The sequence below is a fragment of the Nostoc sp. genome, assembly GCF_035638895.1.
Classification (GTDB): domain Bacteria; phylum Cyanobacteriota; class Cyanobacteriia; order Cyanobacteriales; family Nostocaceae; genus Nostoc.
This window is the reverse complement of the sequence record NZ_DASQZC010000101.1, coordinates 27275-47720: the sequence shown is the minus strand read 5'-3', so window position 1 is coordinate 47720 and position 20446 is coordinate 27275. Positions and strand designations below refer to the sequence as shown.

Below are 20446 nucleotides of genomic sequence, written 5' to 3'. Positions count from 1 at the left end.
TAAAGCTTGCAGCTTTTCGGGTGCAGATGTAGCTGGGCCAACAGTACAAATGATTTTGGTTCGACGCATAGGGATTAGGGGTTGAGGAGTAACGTGTGAGTTTGGATGGTTTATACCAATTCGTAATTCGTAATTCGTAATACTCGCCAAGGGCGAGAAGCAAGCTACGTAATTCGTAATTAAGAGACTTCGCATCCAAATTCACATGTGCTTCATATCACTGTTTTTGTAAATAAAGATACTAAATGAGGTTTTGTTCTCAGCATATTTACCATTCAACCCAAATCCTAAAAGCCAAGGGTCAGCCCCTTTTCTGCGTTCGCGCAGCGTGTCGCAGACAGACGCTACGTGTAGCTTGCTTCTCCGTAGGAGCAACGCATAATTAATTTCTGGAGATATCTATTGCAAATCTAAAGCTTCGGCCGGGCTAATAATCCTAAGTCTGCCGATTGCATAGTTAACTACCGCTATAGACTGCAATGCAGACGTATAAATAGCCCCTGCCAAAGGCACGCGCTAGTAAGTAGCCAATAATACAGAACTTAAATGTGCAATGCCTGCGGCGTGACACGCCTATGTACCCTTAAACGGATTTCACAAATATTGATTATCCCATCTTTTGGGTTGCAGGAAAGTGTAAAGTTATGTAAATGAAATTAACAAACATAACAATAATTTGTAATAAATAATGACCCTACGGCATTGTATAAAGATAACTTAGAAGGAAAAAACAACATCTAATCAGGTTTTCCAGTCGTTTACAGAAGTTTTAAGTTTTTTAACAAAAGTTTTAATCTGAAAGCCTGGAGATCGTAAACTTATTCCGTGGATGTCTGTTTTAAACCTTTCGTAACTCGTCAGGCAGTTGCTGACATCAAAAATAAACTGAACGATTCAGTTTTGATTCCAATTATTTTTAACCAAGCAAACTAGGAGACAAAAGCAATGGTTTTAGATGCATTTGCAAAAGTAATCACCCAAGCTGATGCCCGCGGTGAATATCTCAGCGCTGCTCAGTTAGACGCGCTAGCTGCCATAGTTAAAGATGGCAACAAGCGTGCAGATACCGTAAACCGGATTACCAGCAACTCCTCAGCAATTGTTGCCAATGCAGCTCGTGCTCTGTTCGCAGAACAACCTCAGTTGATTGCTCCTGGTGGTAATGCTTACACCAACCGTAGAAATGCTGCTTGCTTGCGTGACATGGAAATCATCTTACGCTATGTTACATACGCAATCTTTGCTGGTGATGCAAGTGTATTAGATGATCGTTGTTTGAACGGTCTGCGCGAAACCTACTTGGCTCTAGGAGTTCCTGGTGGTTCTGTAGCAGCTGGCGTACAAAAGATGAAGGACGCAGCTTTGGCTCTTGTTAACGACCCCAACAATATCACCAGAGGCGATTGCAGCGCTATAGCATCTGAAGTTGCTAGCTACTTTGATCGTGCAGCCTCAGCAGTAAGCTAAACCCGATTAAGACTATTGACTGACAACTGTCAGTTAGACAAAACAAATTTCAACAAGATTGTAAATAGGGAGATACTAAACCGATGAAGACACCTCTTACCGAAGCCGTTTCAACCGCAGATTCTCAAGGTCGCTTTCTTTCCAGCACCGAACTTCAAGTTGCTTTTGGTCGTTTCCGTCAAGCTCCTGCTAGCATGGAAGCAGCAAAAAGCTTGACTGCTAATGCCCAACGTTTGACAGAAGGCGCAGCTCAAGCGGTGTACAACAAGTTCCCCTACACCACTCAACAACAAGGCCCTAACTTCGCTTCTACCAACACTGGTAAAGAAAAGTGTGCACGTGACATCGGCTACTACCTGCGGATTGTTACCTATTCGTTAGTTGTGGGTGGTACAGGCCCATTGGATGAATTCTTGATTTCTGGTTTGACTGAAATCAACCGCACCTTTGATCTATCTCCCAGCTGGTACGTTGAAGCTCTCAAGTACATCAAGGCTAACCACGGTCTAAGTGGCGACCCTGCTGTAGAAGCTAATTCCTACATCGACTACGCAATTAACGCTCTAAGCTAATAGAGTGTATTTAGCCCGGAAAGGAAAACAAGCTCTGTTGGCAAATAGCTAGGAGTTGGTTTACCTTTCTGGGCAGTTTTATTTTCAAAAGACTGTTAAAGAAGAATGCAGAATTAGGAACACAGAATTTAGAAATCTTTGAGTGTGGGATTCAGACCCACCACTACTAAAATTGACTACTAATGCATATTTAGGGTGGTGTTTCACCGTTGATTCAGATGCTTCTGGACTTTTTTAGAGTGCGTTATCCACCAGTGGACACTGAGCTTGGTCGTACTACTTCCATACAGGACGCTACGCGAACGTGGAAGCAAGCTATGCAAAGCGTCTGGTAAAGAAGTGTCGCATAGATTTAAATTCTGTAGCTTGCTTCCCTGAAAGGGTATTCTGGCTCCTGGCTCCTAAATTCTTTCTTTTTAAAAGACTAGAAAAAAATTTTTCTAAAAAGTTTTCAGTTTTCCAGTTAAAACTGAGGAGGTTTAAAGATGGCAGCTTTGGGACAACCAACAAGGCTAGGAATTGGAGCCTTTGAAAACTCAGGACTGGCAGAACTACATCCCGATAGAACACAAACGGATGTGGAAGTGATCATCCGGGCAGCTTACCGTCAGGTTTTGGGTAATGAATACCTAATGGAATCCGAGCGTCTTGTCAGTGCTGAATCACTATTGCAGCAAGGCGAGATTTCAGTTAGGGGATTTGTGCTAGCCATTGCTCAGTCGGAACTCTATCGGAATAAGTTTTTCCATTCAAACTCGCAAACTCGCTTTATCGAGTTGAATTATAAGCATTTATTGGGTCGCGCCCCAGAAGATGAGTCAGAGATTTCGTACCACGTTGAGCTTTACAACTCACAAGGTTATGAAGCTGAGATTAACTCATACATTGACTCACTAGAATATCAAGAAAGCTTTGGCGAAAGCATAGTACCATACTATCGTGGCTTTAATAGCCCAGTAGGGCAGAAAAACGTTGGCTATAGCCGACTTTTCCAACTGTATCGGGGTTATGCCAATAGCGATCGCGCTCAAGGGCAAAAACAAGGACGCCTAACTTGGGAAATAGCTAAGAATCTAGCTTCACCTATCTACCCAGTCTCTACAGGAGCCTTGACGGGCCTCTCATCAGGTGGGAGAGGAGAAACATACCGAATTAGGGTACTACAAGCAGCTTCTCCAAACTCATCTGTAGTGCGGCGGGGTAGTGCGGAATTTCTCGTACCCTACGAACAACTTTCTAGCAAGTTGCAGCAGTTTAATCGTAAGGGCAGCAAGGTGATTAGCATCACAGCCGTATAAATTAGGGAATCGGGGTGGGGAGTAGGAAGTAGGGAGTAGGGAGTAGCGATCACCACTCCCTACTCCCCACTCCCCACTCCCCTTACCAATTACCAATTACAAAAGGAAAATTACCAATGGCTATTACAACAGCAGCATCCCGTCTGGGAACAGAAGCTTTTAGTGATAAGGCTCCCCTAGAATTGCGCCCAAATGCAACTAAAGAAGACATAGAGCAAGTAATTACTGCCGTCTATCGTCAGTTGTTGGGCAACGATTACTTAATGAAATCTGAGCGTCTCACAAGTGCTGAATCTATTCTGCGCGATGGAAAAAGTACAGTACAAGAGTTTGTGCGTCAAGTAGCTAAATCAGAACTGTACAAATCCAAGTTTTTCTACAACAGTTTTCAAACTCGCGTCATTGAACTGAACTATAAACATTTGTTGGGTCGCGCTCCCTATGATGAGTCTGAGGTGGTCTATCACCTAGACTTATATCAAACCAAGGGATATGAAGCCGATATTGATTCTTATATTGATTCGGCAGAATATCAAAGTAGCTTTGGTGAAAATATTGTGCCTTTCTATCGCGGCTTTGAAACCCAAACAGGTCAGAAAACTGTCGGATTTAGCCGGATATTCCAACTTTATCGCGGCTATGCCAATAGCGATACCTCCCAACTTAGAGGCAATTCCTCTCGCCTTGCCGTTGAACTAGGTCGCAACAGTGCATCTGTTGTTGTTCCTCCATCTGGTGGCCCTTCCGGCTTTTCCTACGTTGCTCCTGAAAAAGGTGTTACCCCCAACAGTACTTTCGGTGGTGCAGGAACTTTCGGGCAAGAAGGCAGACTATACCGCATTGAAGTGGCAGGCGTTTTTGGAGCTGGATATCCTAGCACACGCCGGGTCAATCAAGCTGTTATTCTACCCTATGAAGGGCTATCTGCTTACTTCCAGAGAGTGGTAAAACAAGGTGGTAAAATCGCCAGTGTGAAGCCACTTTAGTGTTATTGGTCATTAGTCATTAGTCATTAATTTCAGACCAAGGGCTAATGACAACTTCAATTTATAAATTTGGAATTGATTTATGCTTGGACAAATTAATGGTAGAAATAGTAACCGCTCCTTCCGCTATGAAGTAGTCGGTCTGCGCCAAAGCGAAGAAACAGAAAAAGTCGCCTATCCCATTCGTTCTAGTGGCAGTGTGTTTATCACAGTGCCTGAGAACCGAATGAATCAGGAAATGCAGCGCATTACTCGCTTGGGTGGCAAAATAGTCAGCATTCAGCCATTGAACGCTGATACAACACATAGCGAACACAGCCATGAATCCCAGTCTGGAGAACATTAAAGACTTGTCAGTGACAGTTGACAATGCCGACGGTGGATCTTTAACTGTAGAGCAGGCGATCGCTAATCTTGAAAGTGCAGATTTAGGTCTGCGATTTTATGCTGCCTGGTGGTTGGGCAGGTTTCGTATAAGTGAACCAGCTGCGGTTACAGCACTGATCAAAGCGTTAGAGGATGAAGCCGACAGGACACCAGAAGGCGGATATCCTCTGCGGCGAAACGCAGCTAGAGCTTTAGGGAAACTTGGCGATCGCCAGGCAGTATCACCTCTAATTAGGTGTTTAGACTGCTCAGATTTTTATGTGCGGGAAGCGGCGGCACAATCCTTAGAGATGCTGGGCGATCCGGTTTGTATTCCGGCGCTAATCAAGTTATTAGCAGTAGGTTTGCAGGGAGAGCAGCTCATATCACAGCCTGATTTATCTCAACCCTACGACGCCATCTTAGAAGCCTTGGGAAACTTAAGGGCGACTGAATTTGCCCCTTTGGTAAAGGCATTCTTAGAGCATCCGATCGAATTGGTGCAATATTCTGCCGCACGAGCCATGTATCAATTAACCCAAGAACCAGTTTATGGAGAACGGCTGGTACAAGCTCTGGCGGGAGAGAAATTGCAATTGCGTCGAGCAGTGTTAGCAGATTTGGGAGCGATTGGATATCTACCCGCAGCAGATGCGATCGCACAGACTCTTGCTGAAAATAGCCTCAAGCTAATTTCTCTTAAAGGGTTACTAGAACATCAAGTAAATCACATAACACCAAGCACTTTCTCAGAAGGTGCGATTAAAGTGATGAATTTGATGGACTCGCTGTTGTAGTGATAAATTCTAGATAATCAGTTGTTATTAATACGTTACAACCAAATCTTTACTACACATAAACCCCCAAGCTTACTGTAAAATCAGGGCTAGGGGGTTTATGTATGATGCCAAATACGGATAGCTTAGGCTACAATTGGCTGACGACTCATTACTGATGAAAAATCATTATGAATAATAGCGATCTGGCCCAAATATTGATCCGTGCTGTAGAAGAAGCAGATTCCTCGGATCGGTTATTAGACGCAGTTCAGGAGTTAGCAGCAGCTGGTATAGAAGAAGGTGTACCTACACTAATTGCAGCTTTGGGCTACAACAATCCAGGGGCAGCAGTGGCGGCGGTAGATGGGCTGATTGCGATCGGGGAAGCCGCAGTGCAGCCACTATTAGAACTAATTGATGGCTACAACTATGGTGCTAGAGCCTGGGCTATTCGTGCCTTAGCGGGAATTGGCGATGTCCGGGCGCTCAATACCTTGTTAGAGGCAGCAAAGACCGATTTTTCCCTAAGTGTGCGGCGGGCAGCTGCTAGGGGATTAGGCACTTTGCGCTGGCAGCAAGTACCCCCTGAGAAACTAGAATCTCTTCAGACTCAGGTATTAGAGGCGCTATTACTAATTTCTCAAGATCCAGAGTGGATAGTGCGCTATGCAGCAGTGACAAGTTTAGAAACACTAGCCATTGCCATAGCAGTCACTTTACCCGATCAAGCGTCGCGGATTACAAATCAACTTCAGCACATGCTCAATACAGATGTTGATCTTGGAGTTCGCACCCGTGTAAAGTTTGCACAGGAAAAAATTCAGCCGCAACAGCCGCAACAACATCAAGAAGTCTTTGCACCTAGAATAAAGCTACAAGACACTGAAATAGCTCATCGTGGCGATAGCAGACGGTAAAACTAATCAGACAATAAAGACTGAATTTCCCCCTGGATATTCCCACGGGCACATGGTTCGGCGAACTCTGACATTAAAGGCGTAAAGTAGATATGCGATCGCTGCAAAAATCTTTTTAAAACCTGCTGACGACCTATGATATAATCCGCCTCTGCCATCCAGCCATATTCCTGGCGAATGGCATGGGCGTATTCTCCATACTGCACTTGGTTAGTAGCCAAAATCGCTAAATCCGCATCAAGCAGAACTTGGCTATCATAGTCATCCACCGCAGCTTGGTGGTCTTTAGTATTCAGAATTATACGAGTGACAATAGTTATGGTACTTTCTGGAATACCCAAATTACTCAGCAGATCAAAAGCATAGTCTGCACTTCGTTGTTCATTATCTTGAGCTTGAGTGTCATATACTACATCATGAAACCAGGCAGCTAGTTGAACAGCAGCTAGATTGGTGGTGTAGCCTTGCAAAATCTGAATTGTTTTGAAGACGCGATCAATGTGTTTGAGTGTATGGTAGTAGCGACCAGGGGTAGAGTAAGCTGCAATCAAGTCATTAAAAGCTTTCTCAGCCGCTACCTGGTCAACACCAAAGGGTTGGAGTGTGTGTTGCCAGTTAGAAAATAAGATATGCGTGAGGTTTTCTGTAGGCATAAACATAATATCCACACTCTTAGGATGACTGAGCTAATCTCTTGTGTTGCAACATCTATTAATCAAAGTAGAAATAGATCAACAAAAGGATAACACTTGTAGGTGATTGAATTGGGAATTGGCCATTAGTCATTAGTCATTGGGCATTGAGCATTGGTTATTAATTTTTCTCCTCTGCTTCCCCTGCTTCCCCTGCTCCCCCTGCTTCCCCACTCCCCACTCCCCACTAGATATATGAAAGCGTCAAAATAGAAGACATAGGCTTTGTACAAAAAGCCTTGCCTTAATTAAGGAGTTTATTATCAGTGGTATTACAAGTACAGACAAGCACCTACGAAGCTAAAACCCAAGAAATTGCTAAACAACTTCTAGCAGCAACGCAGGAAAATCGTTCGTTTTTTTCTTCCCTGCGGGATCAAATGCGCTGGGATGATAAATTACTAGCTTGGGCGATGAGTAATCCTGGGTTGCGGGTGCAACTATTTCGGTTTATAGATACGCTACCTGCTTTACACAGTAAATCAGAAATTGCCTCACATTTACAAGAATATTTAGGCGATGAGTCTGTAGAATTGCCGGCAGCTTTGAAGGGAATGCTAAACTTTGCTAATCCCGACTCGATGCCAGGACAAGTTGCTGCTACAACCGTTGGTACAGCCGTTGAAACTCTTGCTCATAAATATATTTCTGGGGAAAATATTAAACAAGTCATCAAAACAGTTGAACGACTACGAAGAGAGAAAATGGCTTTCACCATCGATTTACTTGGTGAAGCAGTAATTACCGAAGCCGAAGCGCAGTCTTATCTAGAACGCTATCTAGAATTAATGCAACAATTGGTGGAAGCATCGAAGAATTGGGCAGCTATTGGGGCTATTGATGAGGCTGATGGCGAAGCAATACCAAAAGTTCAGGTTTCTGTTAAGTTAACGGCGTTTTATTCCCAATTTGACCCTTTAGATGCTAAAGGTAGCGAGGAGCGAGTTAGCGATCGCATTCGGATTCTTTTACGTCGTGCTAAAGAATTAGGCGCAGCTGTCCATTTTGATATGGAACAGTATGCCTATAAAGACATAACTCTTAGCATCCTGAAAAAACTGCTTTTAGAAGAAGAGTTTCGGCAACGCACAGATGTTGGCATAACAATTCAAGCATATCTGCGTGATAGCGAGCAAGATACTAAAGACGTAATTTCTTGGTTGAAAGAACGTGGCTATCCCCTGACAATCCGCTTGGTAAAAGGCGCATACTGGGATCAGGAAACTATCAAAGCAGCACAGAAGCATTGGCCACAGCCAGTTTACAACGACAAAGCGGCAACTGATGCTAACTTTGAAACCATCACTCAATTGTTGCTAGAAAATCATCAATATGTGTATTCTGCCATTGGTAGCCATAACGTGCGATCGCACTCTCGCGCCATTGCCATAGCTGAAAGTTTAAATGTTCCCCGCCGTCGCTTTGAATTACAAGTCCTCTACGGCATGGGTGATAAAGTTGCCAAGGCGTTGGTTGACAAGGGTTATCGGGTGAGAGTTTACTGTCCTTACGGTGAATTATTACCTGGAATGGCGTATTTAATTCGTCGATTGTTAGAAAATACAGCTAATAGTTCTTTTTTACGGCAAAATCTCGAAAATCGACCGATTGAAGAATTATTAGCGCCGCCGAGTGTCAAAGAGGAAAATAACTCTTTAACTCCTAACTCCATTCCTAACTCTCATTTTCTCGGTGCTGCTGATACCGATTATGCTGAAGAAGAGGTAAGAACGAAGGCGGCGCAAGCTTTCCAAAGCGTTCGCCAACAGTTGGGTAAAACTTATTTACCCCTAATTAATGGCGAGTATGTTAATCCGCCGGAATTTGTTGATTCTCTCAATCCTTCTAATTTCAGTGAGGTAGTTGGTAAGGTTGGGTTAATTAGCGTTGAACAAGCAGAACAGGCGATGCAAGCTGCCAAAGCTGCCTTTCCTGGTTGGAGGAAAACACCAGCTAAACAACGCGCTGATATTTTGCGGAAAGCCGGTGATTTAATGGAACTCCGCCGCGCTGAACTTTCAGCTTGGATAGTTTTGGAAGTTGGGAAACCAGTTAAGGAAGCTGATGGAGAGGTTTCGGAAGCGATAGATTTCTGTCGGTACTACGCTGATGAAATAGAACGGTTAGATAAAGGTGTGAATTACGACATACCCGGTGAAACTAATCATTATATCTACCAGCCACGCGGGATTGTTGTAGTAATTTCTCCCTGGAATTTCCCGCTAGCGATCGCTTGCGGAATGACTGTCGCAGCTTTGGTTTCAGGCAATTGTACTCTCCTGAAACCTGCCGAAACATCTTCTGTAATTGCAGCAAAACTCACAGAAATTTTGGTGGATGCTGGTTTTCCCAAAGGTGTATTTCAATACGTACCTGGCAAAGGTTCGCAAGTCGGCGCTTATTTGGTAAATCATCCAGATACTCATGTAATTGCTTTTACGGGTTCCCAAGAAGTCGGCTGTAGAATTTACGCAGAAGCGGCAATCTTAAAACCCGGACAAAAGCACATGAAACGGGTGATTGCTGAAATGGGTGGCAAGAATGCCATTATTGTAGATGAAAGTGCTGATTTAGACCAAGCTGTTGTGGGGGTAGTGCAGTCGGCATTTGGTTACAGTGGACAAAAATGTTCTGCTGCTTCCAGGGTGATTGTGCTGCAACCGATTTATGATGCCTTTGTGCAACGGTTGGTAGAAGCAACAAAATCCTTGAACATTGGGGAAGCAGAGTTACCAAGTACACAAGTTGGGCCAGTGATTGATGCTAATGCCCGCGATCGCATCCGCGAGTATATTGAGAAGGGTAAGGCAGAAGCACAATTAGCCTTGGAATTACCAGCACCCGAACAAGGATATTTTATCGGGCCTGTGATCTTTAGTGAAGTATCGCCAAATGCGGTAATTTCCCAGGAAGAAATTTTTGGCCCTGTGCTGGCGGTAATTAGAGTGAAAGATTTCCAGGAAGCGTTAGCAGTTGCCAACGGTACAAACTACGCCTTAACTGGAGGACTTTATTCTAGAACACCTTCGCACATTCAGCAGGCGCAGACAGAATTTGAAGTCGGGAATTTGTACATCAACCGCAATATTACAGGAGCGATCGTGGGGCGGCAACCCTTTGGTGGATTCAAACTTTCTGGAGTCGGTTCTAAAGCAGGCGGCCCTGATTACCTCTTGCAATTCCTCGAACCACGCGCGGTGACAGAAAATATTCAACGCCAAGGTTTTGCACCAATCGAAGGTGCTGAGTGAACTAATTCGCAATGATGCTCTCTACGTTCGCGCAGCGTGTCGCAGACAGACGCTAGAAGCGAACGCAATTACGTTTTGTGATGGGGATTTAACCCCAACACAAAACCTGCTACCTGTCTTGCTGGGGACTTAAACCTCCACTACTTGTTAAAGCTTGTAAGGTGGGCATTGCCCACCTTATATTACCAAAGGAGCAATCCTTTTTCGTGAAACCGATTTTTTAGATTTTGATGAAAAATCTAAAATTGGCTTGATTATCTACTAGAATTTTCGCCAACTTCATCGGTACTTTCATTATTTTTCACCAAAATCATCAAACAGAAACAACTAGCAGCTAGCTTTATTAAGTTCAAAGCTTCGCTTTTTAATACAATAAAAGCGCCTAATCCTATAAGAACAAAAGGTACAATATTATTACCATAGCGAGTCAATACATCGGCTATTACTCTGTAGTTAATTAATTTGTATGCCGCATAACACCATACTCCTAACAATAGAAAAAATAATCCGATAATTATCACAAAAGTTTCTATGTTAGTGCTAGCAAATAAAGGCACATAGACACTAATATTGTCACTACCATTTGCAACTGTAATCGCTGCCACGCTGTATGTTTGAGGAGATAGGATAGTAATGTTTGATGCCTCAGATTCTTCAGTTGTAGCTACAACTTCCTCCAATGCATCTTCTTCCTTATTGACTAAGCTGCTGATACCTATAGCAATCGGTAGTAAACCAAGTAATCCAATCCAGCTTTTTGATAAAACTAACCCACCAAATAAACCAGAAAGGCTAAGGATTAATAAAACTGTAAAACCTAGAAACTGACCGACAACTATATGCCTGCGGCGAAAGGTAGCATTTATTTGAGAAAAAAGCAATAATAGAATGACAATATCATCAATGTTAGTGGCAATGAATGCAATTGCCCCAGTAGTAATTGCAGTAACTAACTCGCTCATATTTTAAGATATACATAGATATGCTTTTATCTTGCAGCAGGCTACCGCGTTCGCATTGGCAAAGCCTCTCGTAGAGAAGCGTCCCAAACAGAAGAATATAAAGAAATTCAACAACACATACACACCTTAAATTATCTGTGTTTATCTGCAATACCAAACACCAAATTTGAATTTTTGCAATAAATCTCGTAAATCGTTGAAATTCCTTGAATAATTACTTTATCTATTTTAAAGCTTAGTTGTGCTATAAAACTAATATTTGATTTCTAAAAAAGCTCCGTACACATCGAAAAGCCTTATTCCCTACTCCCTACTCCCCACTCCCCACCCCCGTAAATAATTTCAAAAATTAAATACGATTCCTATAGAAGGTTAATTTGGTATGGTGATAAATCGTAGGTTCTAAAAATCCAGGATGAGTAAGCTAGGGACAGCCTTCAGTGAAGGGATAATTGCCTTCATCGCCACTAACATAGATGACATCATTATCTTGTTAATATTTTTTTCACAAGTAGATGTTAATTTTCGGCGACGGCATATCTTACTCGGTCAATATCTGGGTTTCACAGCCATTATCATCGCTAGCTTACCAGGGTTTTTTGGTGGCTTAATCGTACAGCGAGAATGGATAGGATTGCTAGGAATGCTACCAATAGCAATTGGAATTCAACAATTAGTATCTAAAAAAGAAGAAACTACAACAGTTCAGACAGTCAGTAGTGATTTTACGCAGTCTACACCTAGTAATCCTGTATTGTCTTTTATTTTGAGTATTTTACACCCCCAAACCTATAAAGTAGCGGCAGTAACGATCGCTAATGGTGGCGACAATATTAGTATATATATCCCTTTGTTCGCTGGTCACGATCTTACCAGCTTGGGAGTCATTCTAAGTATATTTTTTATCATGATAGGGGTTTGGTGTGCGATCGCTTATTTTTTAAGCCGTCAACCTACCATTGCTAATATTTTAAGTCGCTACGGTAAAGCTGTCGTACCTTTTGTGTTGATTGGCTTGGGTCTGTTCATTATGTATGAACGAGGTACATTCACTCTACTACCTTGGGTGAGAAGTTAATTAATGTTGGATGTTGAATACAGAATTGCTATTAATATTCGATCTTCAACGAAAAAGTTTTTATTTACCAATTCTTAACCTATACGACGTTTAGGAGCAATATAATAATCTGACTTTTTGAAAGCTATGTAATGCAATACTCCCTTAAACCTGCGATCGGGTGCAATTCTATCCATTTTCGCCCAAGCATTCAACCTATTTTTTGTCTGATTTCAATGGTCGCTCCGTTTTTGTGCTTTACCTCAGCACAAGCACAGATAATCGGACAAGATATCACTTCAATAACTACTGATACTGCTTCGTTTCCTACTATATCTATTACTGACGTTGCAGGTGACAGTGAATTTGCGGGCAAGACTTTTACTCTCAACTTCGGGGGGCAAATTGAATCAATTACAGGATTAAGCACCACAGAAGGCAGCACAACATTTAGATCCATCCCTGCTGTTGTGCAGATTCGCCGTAACCCTGCTACAGATGACAGAAAGCTAGCTTACTACCAAGGCAGTTTCGACTCCTCCTCCAATACCTTTAACTTTCTCAGTTTGGGGCCACTTCCCGAAAAAACGCTGTTTAGTATCAACAATATCTTGGCAGGCCCAGATAACGTTTTTACTAACACAGGTGCAAATTTAGGGGGCATACCTTACAACGGTAACGCTAGTATCGAGCGCGTTGACTTTGTACTTGTTAGACCTGTGAAGGCAAGTAATAAAATTCGCTTTACCGTCTTCGAGCGTGGATTACCTACTGGACACGATGGTTTCGGTATTGCGGCGATTACAAGTGTGGATAAACATGGAAATCCCACTTCCTACGGCCCCATTTACGTGATAGCAGCTTCTACCTGGGGTAAAACACCATTACAAGACCCGATTCCACAATATTATTTCCTGAACAATGCTGGCAAAAATAATAGTGGAATTCCCACAAACCCTGCACTCACTATTCCACCGAACCAAGTTTTAGGAGGTCTTCTGATTCGCACCGATGAACTCGTGTCACAGGGAAAAAAGGTCTACGGCTACTCGCTGTTTGCCCCTGATGTTACTTGCACTCCGAAAACACTGCTGAATGTCGCTAATTCTTGTTTTCCTACGAATACTGAAACGAACGGAGGAATAGATTTAGCTGCACCTAACTTGGGTGCTGTCTTTTTGGAGAGTGAGTGAGCAGCGAAAAACTTTTACAACCAAACTCTATTATCAAGTCCTGTCAAACCTGATGAACTAATTTCCAACTAACCATCATTAAGATGGTATAAATGATAAACCGTAGTGGGCGTTGCGGAGCTACCTGGCAGATTTTAGCGCCTACTAAAACCCCTGGAACAGAGCCTAGCCATATAGGTACAACCAGACTCCAATCAACTGTTCCCAAGCTGAGGTGGCCCAGAGCAGTAAACAGCAGTAAAATTGCTGCGTGTGAAATATCTGTACCGACTAACTTCCGTGCATCAAGCCGGAAAAACCCAATCAGCACCAGGGCAAACATTGAACCTGATGAGACACTAGTTAAACCAACCAAACAGCCTAAAATTGCTCCCAAAGTGATTGTTACACACCGACCAGAGTTAGTTTCTAAGTCTAATTTTGGCAGTTCGGGTAAATTAAATTTGGGGAAAAAAGTTAATAGCAGCAATTGCACTAGTGCTAATACTGTGACTAGCAAAATCATCACACCAAGCAAACGGAGCAAGATGCTATCCAGGTTATACTCACCTGTACGTTTAAGAAAGTGCAAAATCCCCACGCCGAACAGTGAGCCTGGAACACTCCCAAAAGCCAGCCATTTAACAACTGTTGTGTCAAGGGTTTTCTGTTCCCAATGCTTGACGCTACCAACAATCTTCATCAATGTGGCAGCCACAACATCAGAACTTACAGCGATAGAAGGCGGAACCTGAAAAACAAAAATTAACATGGGGGTGATGAGAGAGGCTCCGCCAATTCCCGTCAAACCAACGATGATGCCAACAAAAAAGCTTAAGAACGGTAGTAATAAATATTCCATACTCTTCGGGGGTTTCAACAATCAGTTATGAGTTATCAAAGTCCTGTTGAGTCTCCCACTTCTATGAAGTGAGCAACATAGGGTTTAAATCTCCAAACAAAGCCTTAATAACTGTTCACTGACTTAACTACGAGCAGCTATAACTGAAAATCACCTAAAGCTTTACTGCTAGAGAGCAGCAATTGTGCCAAACTATAGCCCAGCCGTAGACGGAGCTAGTCATGCCAAGTTATTGTGTTTCTCTAGGGATGAGTTACACAAAGGTTATCCACCTAAAAGTTAGGGCAGAGGATTCCTGGACAACTTAAAACCTGTCTGGAAGTTTTTGGTAGCATGACAACTGGCATTTAGCTGATAACAGACTTTGATAACTGCTTATGGGTCAATTGCTCTGCTAAATTCAACTTCTAACTGGTTTTTTGCGGTTTTACATGTAAAAGCCGGTAAGGCGATGCACTTACCGTATTTTACTTGTAAGCATGAGTAAACGTCTAGCGTATTCGCGTTGTATCTTGCGAAATATCTGGATAAAGAGGGAGTGGGGAGTGGGGAATGGGGAGTGGGAGTAGGCAGCAGGGGAGGTAGGGGGAGAATAATAATGCCCAATGCGTAGTTAAGAACTCAGCCTTGAGAAATACTTGACTTTAAAGCACTTATCGCGCTAATTTTAAACAAACCATTCGGTCGGTAATATTTTATTTACAGCAATTTTCAATTTAATAAATTACCTTACTCCCTACTCCCCACTCCCTTATTATCCATTCATCTAAAAATCGCTGTAATGTCCAAAGGCGAAGAAACAAAAAGCAGAATTCTCTACCAAGCAGCCGAACTGTTTAACCAACAAGGATATGCAGGCTCATCAATGTCAGACATCATGCGTGTTACGGGATTGCAGAAAGGAGGAATTTACAATCACTTCCAAAGCAAAGATGATCTCGCGTTACAAGCTTTTGACTTTGCGATCGCTCGCATCCACCAGCATACTAGATTTGCATTACGAAGCAAACGCCACGCTGTAGAACGCCTACAAGCAATCATTGGCGTATTTAGTAGCTTCGCAGAAAATCCACCTATCAAGGGAGGGTGTCCACTGCTGAATACTGCTGTGGAGAGTGATGATGCTCATCCGGCGTTGCGGGAACGCGCTCAACAAGCGATGAATTCTTGGCTGCATCTGATTCGTCGAATTGTTGAAGCAGGAATTAAAAAGGGTGAAATTCGCCCTGAAGTTAGTGCTGATGAAATCGCTACTATCATAATTGCAACATTAGAAGGAGCAGTAATGATGAGCAAGCTTTATGGAGATTCAATTCACATGCACAGGGTCATTAATCACCTGAATCAATATTTAGAGGCTCACCTGAGAATGTATGGCAAAAATCAAGGTATAGAAAATAATGCTACTAAATAACTTGCACAGACCATTAGAAGTAATATTAGAAATTCCTGTAAAAACATACGACATTGATTTTATGGGAATCGTGAGTAATATTGTGTATATCAGATGGCTAGAGGATTTACGTTTAAAGTTTTTAGATGAACACTGGCAACTCAATCAACAAATTGAGCAAGGATATGCGCCTGTTTTAGCTGGAACTGAAATTGAATATAAACGCCCGATAAAAATTATTGATCAAGTAATTGGACGTTTATGGCTGAGTAATTTAGGACGGTTGAAGTGGACTGTACAAGCTGAAATTTTATCTAACAATAAGTTAGCAGCAGTAGCTACCCAAAAAGGCGCTTTTGTTAGTTTACAAAATAGTCGTCCTATTGCCATTCCAGAGGAATTACAGAAGAAATATTTCGAGCATCAAAAAGAGAATTTTAAAGATTAAAGTAATACCCTTGAGTTAAGACTTTATCCTCCCTAACCCTCCTTAAAAGGAGGGAACTAGAGCAAGCCTTTTTAGGTGATACAATAAAATTCTAGTTCGTAGTGAGCGATTCATGGCTTGTAGCAAGGCTTCTCAGGACTAAAGTCATTACTACTTTAATTTATTTACGCCTAGCTACTGAAACAATGAGAGGCTATTTTCAAACACACTAATTTACTTAGCACCAGTCAATATATTTTCGATATCTGCTAGCTGCACCACTCCTGAAAAAGTTGGACTATTAATTACAAAAAAAGGTGTGCCAGAAACAGCCAATTTCTCAGCTAGTTGAATATCTTTTGTAATTGCGGGATTAGCAAGAGTAAGGTCGCGTTTAAATTTGCCCAAATCTAGATTGAGTTTTTTAGCAATATCTAAATATAATGCCTGACCTAGTTGCTTTTGATTAGTAAATAGTGCATCATGATATTCCCAGAATTTGCCTTGCTGATATGCCGCCCAAGCTGCTGTGGCAGATGGCAATGCTTCAGCATGAATTGAAATCAACGGTAAATTCTTGTAAACTAATCTTATCTTATCTGGATATTTTGCTAACAATTCTTTCAATGTTTTATGCGCCTCAGCACAGTAGGGACATTGAAAATCTGAAAATTCTATTAGCAAAGTTTTTGCTTTAGTTGAACCTGTGGTGGGAGATTCACCAATCACGGTTTGAGGATTCGTCTTTAAATCCTGTAAAAATCCTTGCTGTTCTTGCTTGACTTTCTGTTGTTGTTGCTGTTGATAGGCTTGAACAGATTCGATAATTGCCTGTGGATGTTCGCGGATAATTTGTAATACTTGCTGTTCCAACTGCGGATCAATGCGGCTAGCAGCTTGTGCAGGAAATGACCAGGTGACAACCAAAACTAGCAGACTTATTGCTGTCCAAGTACGTAAATACTGAAATAAGGGAGTAAAACAATCAAAGAATGTACGCATACAAAAACTCATAAATATTTTTTGTTTCAGCTATAGACACGTATTCGCTTCTACTTAAGAGTAATATCATGTCTGCTTTATTACTTGTTAAACCTCAAGAACCCCACCCCGCCAAAGCTGTGCTTTGTCTCCCTTCCCCGCAGGCGGTGAGGGGCTGAGGGTAGGGTGCGATGACTGTGGAAATCATAACTAATTACCGGGACTTGATATAAGCTTCATTTTAAAAAGAGCCAGCAATCATCCCAGCAAGTAAAATAAAACCAATCCAGACGTTTTGTCGGAACATTTCACCATAAACAGGATTAGGTAAGTCTTGCTGTGTTAATCGCACAGACTGCCAAACCCATCCAATAGTAGCAACTGCAAGGCTAATCCAGAAGGCTAAGTGCAGATGTATGAGTACACCTAACCAAGCCAATAACAAGATTGTGCCAGCAAAGAAAATTCCAATAGCTACAGGGGCATAATTCCCAAAAAATAGGGCACTAGAATTAATACCAATGCGGCGATCGTCTTCTTTGTCGCTCATAGCATAAACTGTATCAAATCCTAATGTCCACAGTACAGTCGCGCCCCAAAGTAACCAAGTTGGTTGGGAGATGGTTTGTGTGACTGCACTCCAGCTAATCAACACGCCGAAACCCCAAGCAATTGAAAGCACCAGTTGCGGTACAGGAAACACCCGCTTTGCACCTGGATAAAGCAAAATTACGGGCACTGCTGCCACGCATAACCAGAAACTGAGGGGGTTAAGATAAAATGCCAGGATAGCTGCACATGCTAGGGATACGATCGCAACTACAATTCCAACTTTCACAGATAAAGCGCGAGAAGCGAGGGGGCGATCGCGTGTTCTCTCTACTTCTGGATCAATATCCCGATCCCACAAATCATTGACTACACATCCGGCAGCACTCGTAGCCAGAGTACCTAATATAATTACACCAACTAGAGGTAAAGGCGGTTTCCCAGAAGCTGCCAAAAACACAGCCCACAGGGCAGGAATCATTAAAATTAACCGTCCTTCTGGTTTATGCCAGCGCAAAAGCCGGACAATTACAAGCCAAACTGGTTCCTGGGGGCGTTCTGGCGTCCTTAACATAAGAGTGGGGAGTGGGGAGTGGGGAGTGGGGAGTGGGGTATGGGGAGTGGGGAGAGGGTATTATATTTAGGATTGTGTATTAAGAAAACTTTTCTTTAGTTTCTATTCCCTACTCTCTACTCCCTATTCCCTAATTCACACTTCTTTACATCTATAGAATAACGTTATTTGTTATTTGTAAAAACATAACCTCAAGTGCCAACTTTAAATATTTTTAAATAGTCACTAGGTTAAGAGCAGTAGAGTGAATATACTTAGGTGTCAGCTACCCCGACATACCACCGTTTGCCATCATTTCTTATAAAGAGAGAAAACTAGATGCTGAATTTAGCTTCTAGCTGGGAGAGTGTTCCAACTCAACCATCTAAGCAAGACCGGATTATTGCTGCCATTGACCTGGGAACAAATTCTCTACACATGGTAGTAGTCAAGATTGATCCCACACTACCAGCTTTCAGCATTATCGCTAGAGAAAAAGAAACTGTAAGATTAGGCGATCGCAATCTTAAGACTGGGGAACTAAAACCAGAGATAATTGAAAAGGCGATCGCTGCTTTAGGACGCTTCCAAGAAGTTGCCAAAACTATCAATGCTGAAACAATCATTGCTGTGGCAACTAGCGCTGTGCGGGAAGCCCCCAATGGTAAAGATTTTTTGCACAGAGTAAAAACGGAGTTGGGTTTAAGCGTTGACTTGATTTCTGGTCAAGAAGAAGCGCGACGAATCTACCTTGGCGTGCTGTCGGGGATGGAATTTCACAACCAGCCCCATACCATTATTGATATTGGCGGTGGTTCCACAGAATTAATTTTGGGCGATAGTCACCAAGCACGGACTCTCACCAGTACCAAAGTTGGTGCAGTGCGACTCACTAGTGAGTTAATCACCACTGACCCCATCAGCAACACTGAGTTTGAATACCTGCAAGCTTATGCACGCGGGATGTTAGAACGTTCTGTGGATGAGATACTAGCAAACCTAGAGTTTGGGGAATCTCCCCGTTTGGTAGGTACATCTGGCACAATTGAAACCCTGGCGATGATTGATGCACGAGAAAAGTCGGGTGTTATTCCTTCGACTCTCAATGGTTATAAGTTCAGTCTTAAAGACTTGCAAGAGTTGGTAAATCGTTTGCGGAAACTGAGTTACTCAGAAAGGGCTGCGATTCCCGGTATGCCAGAGAAGCGCGCTGAAGTTATACTCGCTGGTGCAGTAATATTACAGGAAGCAATGACCCTTTTGGGTAGGGAATCGGTAACAGTTTGTGAGCGTTCTTTGCGGGAAGGCGTAATCGTAGACTGGATGCTAACCCACGGTTTAATTGAAGATAAGCTGCGCTACCAAAGTTCAGTTCGGGAACGCAATATACTCAAAGTCGCTAATAAATACCATGTCAATTTAGAATATAGCGATCGCGTGGCAAAATTTGCCCAGAGTTTATTTGACCAAACTCAAGGTACGTTACACCATTGGGGATCAGACGAGCGACAATTGCTGTGGGCAGCTGCGATATTGCACAATTGCGGTCATTATGTCAGCCATTCGTCTCACCACAAGCACTCTTACTATCTAATTCGCAATGGTGAATTACTCGGTTATACAGAAACTGAGATTGAAATCATAGCCAATTTAGCGCGTTATCATCGCAAATCGCCGCCTAAGAAAAAACATGAAAATTCTCAGATTTTGCTGAATAAACACCAGCGACAAATGGTCAGTCAATTGAGTGCAATTTTAAGATTGGCAGTGGCATTAGATAGACGACAAATTGGTGCGATCGCGCAAGTTCAATGTGAGTATTATGAACAATTTCAGCAGGTCAATTTGCTGCTTTTTCCATCTAAACCTGATGATGATTGTGCTTTAGAATTTTGGAGCTTAGATTATAAAAAAGGAGTGTTTGAAGAAGAATTTGGAGTTAAATTAGTAGCGACTTTAGAAAAGTCTAACGTTGCTAAATTGTCTTAGAAAGTAGGGTGCGTTAACGTATTTTAACGCACCCGGTAAATGTATAAACGCACATATATGCGTCACTACAAATTATCTGTATTTTACGCATTTGCTTTCAAAATTCCAGTTAATTCATATAGGTTTCATCATCCCTTTAGGATGAATTGAGAAACTACCTAAAAAAATAGTTT

At 42.4% G+C, this 20446-nt stretch carries 18 protein-coding genes and 1 pseudogene; 13 read left to right on the top strand and 6 right to left on the bottom strand.

The genetic code is table 11. The annotated features are described in order from the left end of the window. The coding region (locus tag VE944_RS04720; protein WP_324973014.1) for a hypothetical protein at positions 1 to 195 on the bottom strand (195 nt) is incomplete at its 3' end. Between the two features lie 750 nt (positions 196 to 945). Between VE944_RS04720 and VE944_RS04715 the strand changes: the two genes are divergently transcribed. From VE944_RS04715 to VE944_RS04685, 7 genes and pseudogenes are all read left to right on the top strand, one after another. Continuing rightward, positions 946 to 1467 (top strand): phycocyanin subunit beta, encoded by a 522-nt coding sequence (locus VE944_RS04715; RefSeq protein WP_229556349.1) that lies wholly within the window; start codon positions 946 to 948, stop codon positions 1465 to 1467. Positions 1468 to 1550: 83 nt separating this feature from the next. Beyond that, on the top strand, positions 1551 to 2039 hold the full coding sequence (gene cpcA, locus VE944_RS04710) for a phycocyanin subunit alpha (RefSeq protein ID WP_190729705.1): 489 nt from the start codon (positions 1551 to 1553) through the stop codon (positions 2037 to 2039). A gap of 485 nt (positions 2040 to 2524) precedes the next feature. Next, complete coding sequence (locus VE944_RS04705) at positions 2525 to 3337, top strand: phycobilisome linker polypeptide (protein WP_324973007.1); 813 nt, start codon at positions 2525 to 2527, stop codon at positions 3335 to 3337. A gap of 116 nt (positions 3338 to 3453) precedes the next feature. Further along, a complete protein-coding gene (locus VE944_RS04700) occupies positions 3454 to 4323 on the top strand; it encodes a phycobilisome linker polypeptide (protein WP_324973004.1) in 870 nt (289 codons plus the stop codon). Positions 4324 to 4405: 82 nt separating this feature from the next. Then, a pseudogene (locus VE944_RS04695) lies at positions 4406 to 4615 on the top strand (phycobilisome linker polypeptide); the annotation flags it as partial. 28 nt (positions 4616 to 4643) lie between these two features. Then, a complete protein-coding gene (locus VE944_RS04690; RefSeq protein ID WP_324973000.1) occupies positions 4644 to 5486 on the top strand; it encodes a HEAT repeat domain-containing protein in 843 nt (280 codons plus the stop codon). Between the two features lie 170 nt (positions 5487 to 5656). Next, the gene (locus VE944_RS04685) at positions 5657 to 6385 is read left to right on the top strand and encodes a HEAT repeat domain-containing protein (protein WP_324972997.1); all 729 of its coding nucleotides are present in this window, start codon (positions 5657 to 5659) and stop codon (positions 6383 to 6385) included. A 2-nt stretch (positions 6386 to 6387) separates the two neighbouring features. On the opposite strand, the gene VE944_RS04680 is transcribed toward VE944_RS04685, so the two are convergent. Next, complete coding sequence (locus tag VE944_RS04680; RefSeq protein ID WP_324972996.1) at positions 6388 to 7038, bottom strand: HD domain-containing protein; 651 nt, start codon at positions 7036 to 7038, stop codon at positions 6388 to 6390. 305 nt (positions 7039 to 7343) lie between these two features. Between VE944_RS04680 and pruA the strand changes: the two genes are divergently transcribed. Then, positions 7344 to 10328: an L-glutamate gamma-semialdehyde dehydrogenase gene (pruA, locus tag VE944_RS04675; protein ID WP_324972993.1), complete on the top strand. Its 2985-nt coding sequence runs from the start codon at positions 7344 to 7346 to the stop codon at positions 10326 to 10328. A gap of 254 nt (positions 10329 to 10582) precedes the next feature. On the opposite strand, the gene VE944_RS04670 is transcribed toward pruA, so the two are convergent. Continuing rightward, positions 10583 to 11290 carry a cadmium resistance transporter gene (locus VE944_RS04670; protein ID WP_324972990.1) on the bottom strand — a complete coding sequence of 236 codons (708 nt, stop codon included), beginning with the start codon at positions 11288 to 11290 and terminating at the stop codon, positions 10583 to 10585. A 415-nt stretch (positions 11291 to 11705) separates the two neighbouring features. Between VE944_RS04670 and VE944_RS04665 the strand changes: the two genes are divergently transcribed. Next, the gene (locus VE944_RS04665; RefSeq protein WP_324972987.1) at positions 11706 to 12368 is read left to right on the top strand and encodes a cadmium resistance transporter; all 663 of its coding nucleotides are present in this window, start codon (positions 11706 to 11708) and stop codon (positions 12366 to 12368) included. Positions 12369 to 12583: 215 nt separating this feature from the next. After that, positions 12584 to 13540, top strand: a complete 957-nt coding sequence (locus VE944_RS04660; RefSeq protein WP_324972985.1) for a hypothetical protein — start codon at positions 12584 to 12586, stop codon at positions 13538 to 13540. A 43-nt stretch (positions 13541 to 13583) separates the two neighbouring features. Here the strand turns inward: VE944_RS04660 and VE944_RS04655 are convergent, their stop codons facing one another. After that, on the bottom strand, positions 13584 to 14381 hold the full coding sequence (locus VE944_RS04655) for a sulfite exporter TauE/SafE family protein (RefSeq protein ID WP_324972982.1): 798 nt from the start codon (positions 14379 to 14381) through the stop codon (positions 13584 to 13586). Between the two features lie 781 nt (positions 14382 to 15162). Between VE944_RS04655 and VE944_RS04650 the strand changes: the two genes are divergently transcribed. Both VE944_RS04650 and VE944_RS04645 read left to right on the top strand, forming a co-directional pair. Next, positions 15163 to 15795 (top strand): TetR/AcrR family transcriptional regulator, encoded by a 633-nt coding sequence (locus tag VE944_RS04650; RefSeq protein WP_324972979.1) that lies wholly within the window; start codon positions 15163 to 15165, stop codon positions 15793 to 15795. After that, on the top strand, positions 15782 to 16222 hold the full coding sequence (locus VE944_RS04645) for an acyl-CoA thioesterase (RefSeq protein WP_414690097.1): 441 nt from the start codon (positions 15782 to 15784) through the stop codon (positions 16220 to 16222). Before VE944_RS04650 ends, VE944_RS04645 begins: the two co-directional genes overlap by 14 nt. Positions 16223 to 16435: 213 nt before the next feature. Here the strand turns inward: VE944_RS04645 and VE944_RS04640 are convergent, their stop codons facing one another. Continuing rightward, a complete protein-coding gene (locus tag VE944_RS04640; protein ID WP_324972976.1) occupies positions 16436 to 17203 on the bottom strand; it encodes a DsbA family protein in 768 nt (255 codons plus the stop codon). A gap of 220 nt (positions 17204 to 17423) precedes the next feature. Beyond that, positions 17424 to 18305 (bottom strand): 4-hydroxybenzoate solanesyltransferase, encoded by an 882-nt coding sequence (locus VE944_RS04635; protein ID WP_324972974.1) that lies wholly within the window; start codon positions 18303 to 18305, stop codon positions 17424 to 17426. A gap of 318 nt (positions 18306 to 18623) precedes the next feature. Between VE944_RS04635 and VE944_RS04630 the strand changes: the two genes are divergently transcribed. Then, entirely contained in the window at positions 18624 to 20273 is a 1650-nt protein-coding gene (locus VE944_RS04630; protein ID WP_324972971.1) for a Ppx/GppA phosphatase family protein, read from the top strand. Positions 20274 to 20446 lie beyond the last annotated feature (173 nt).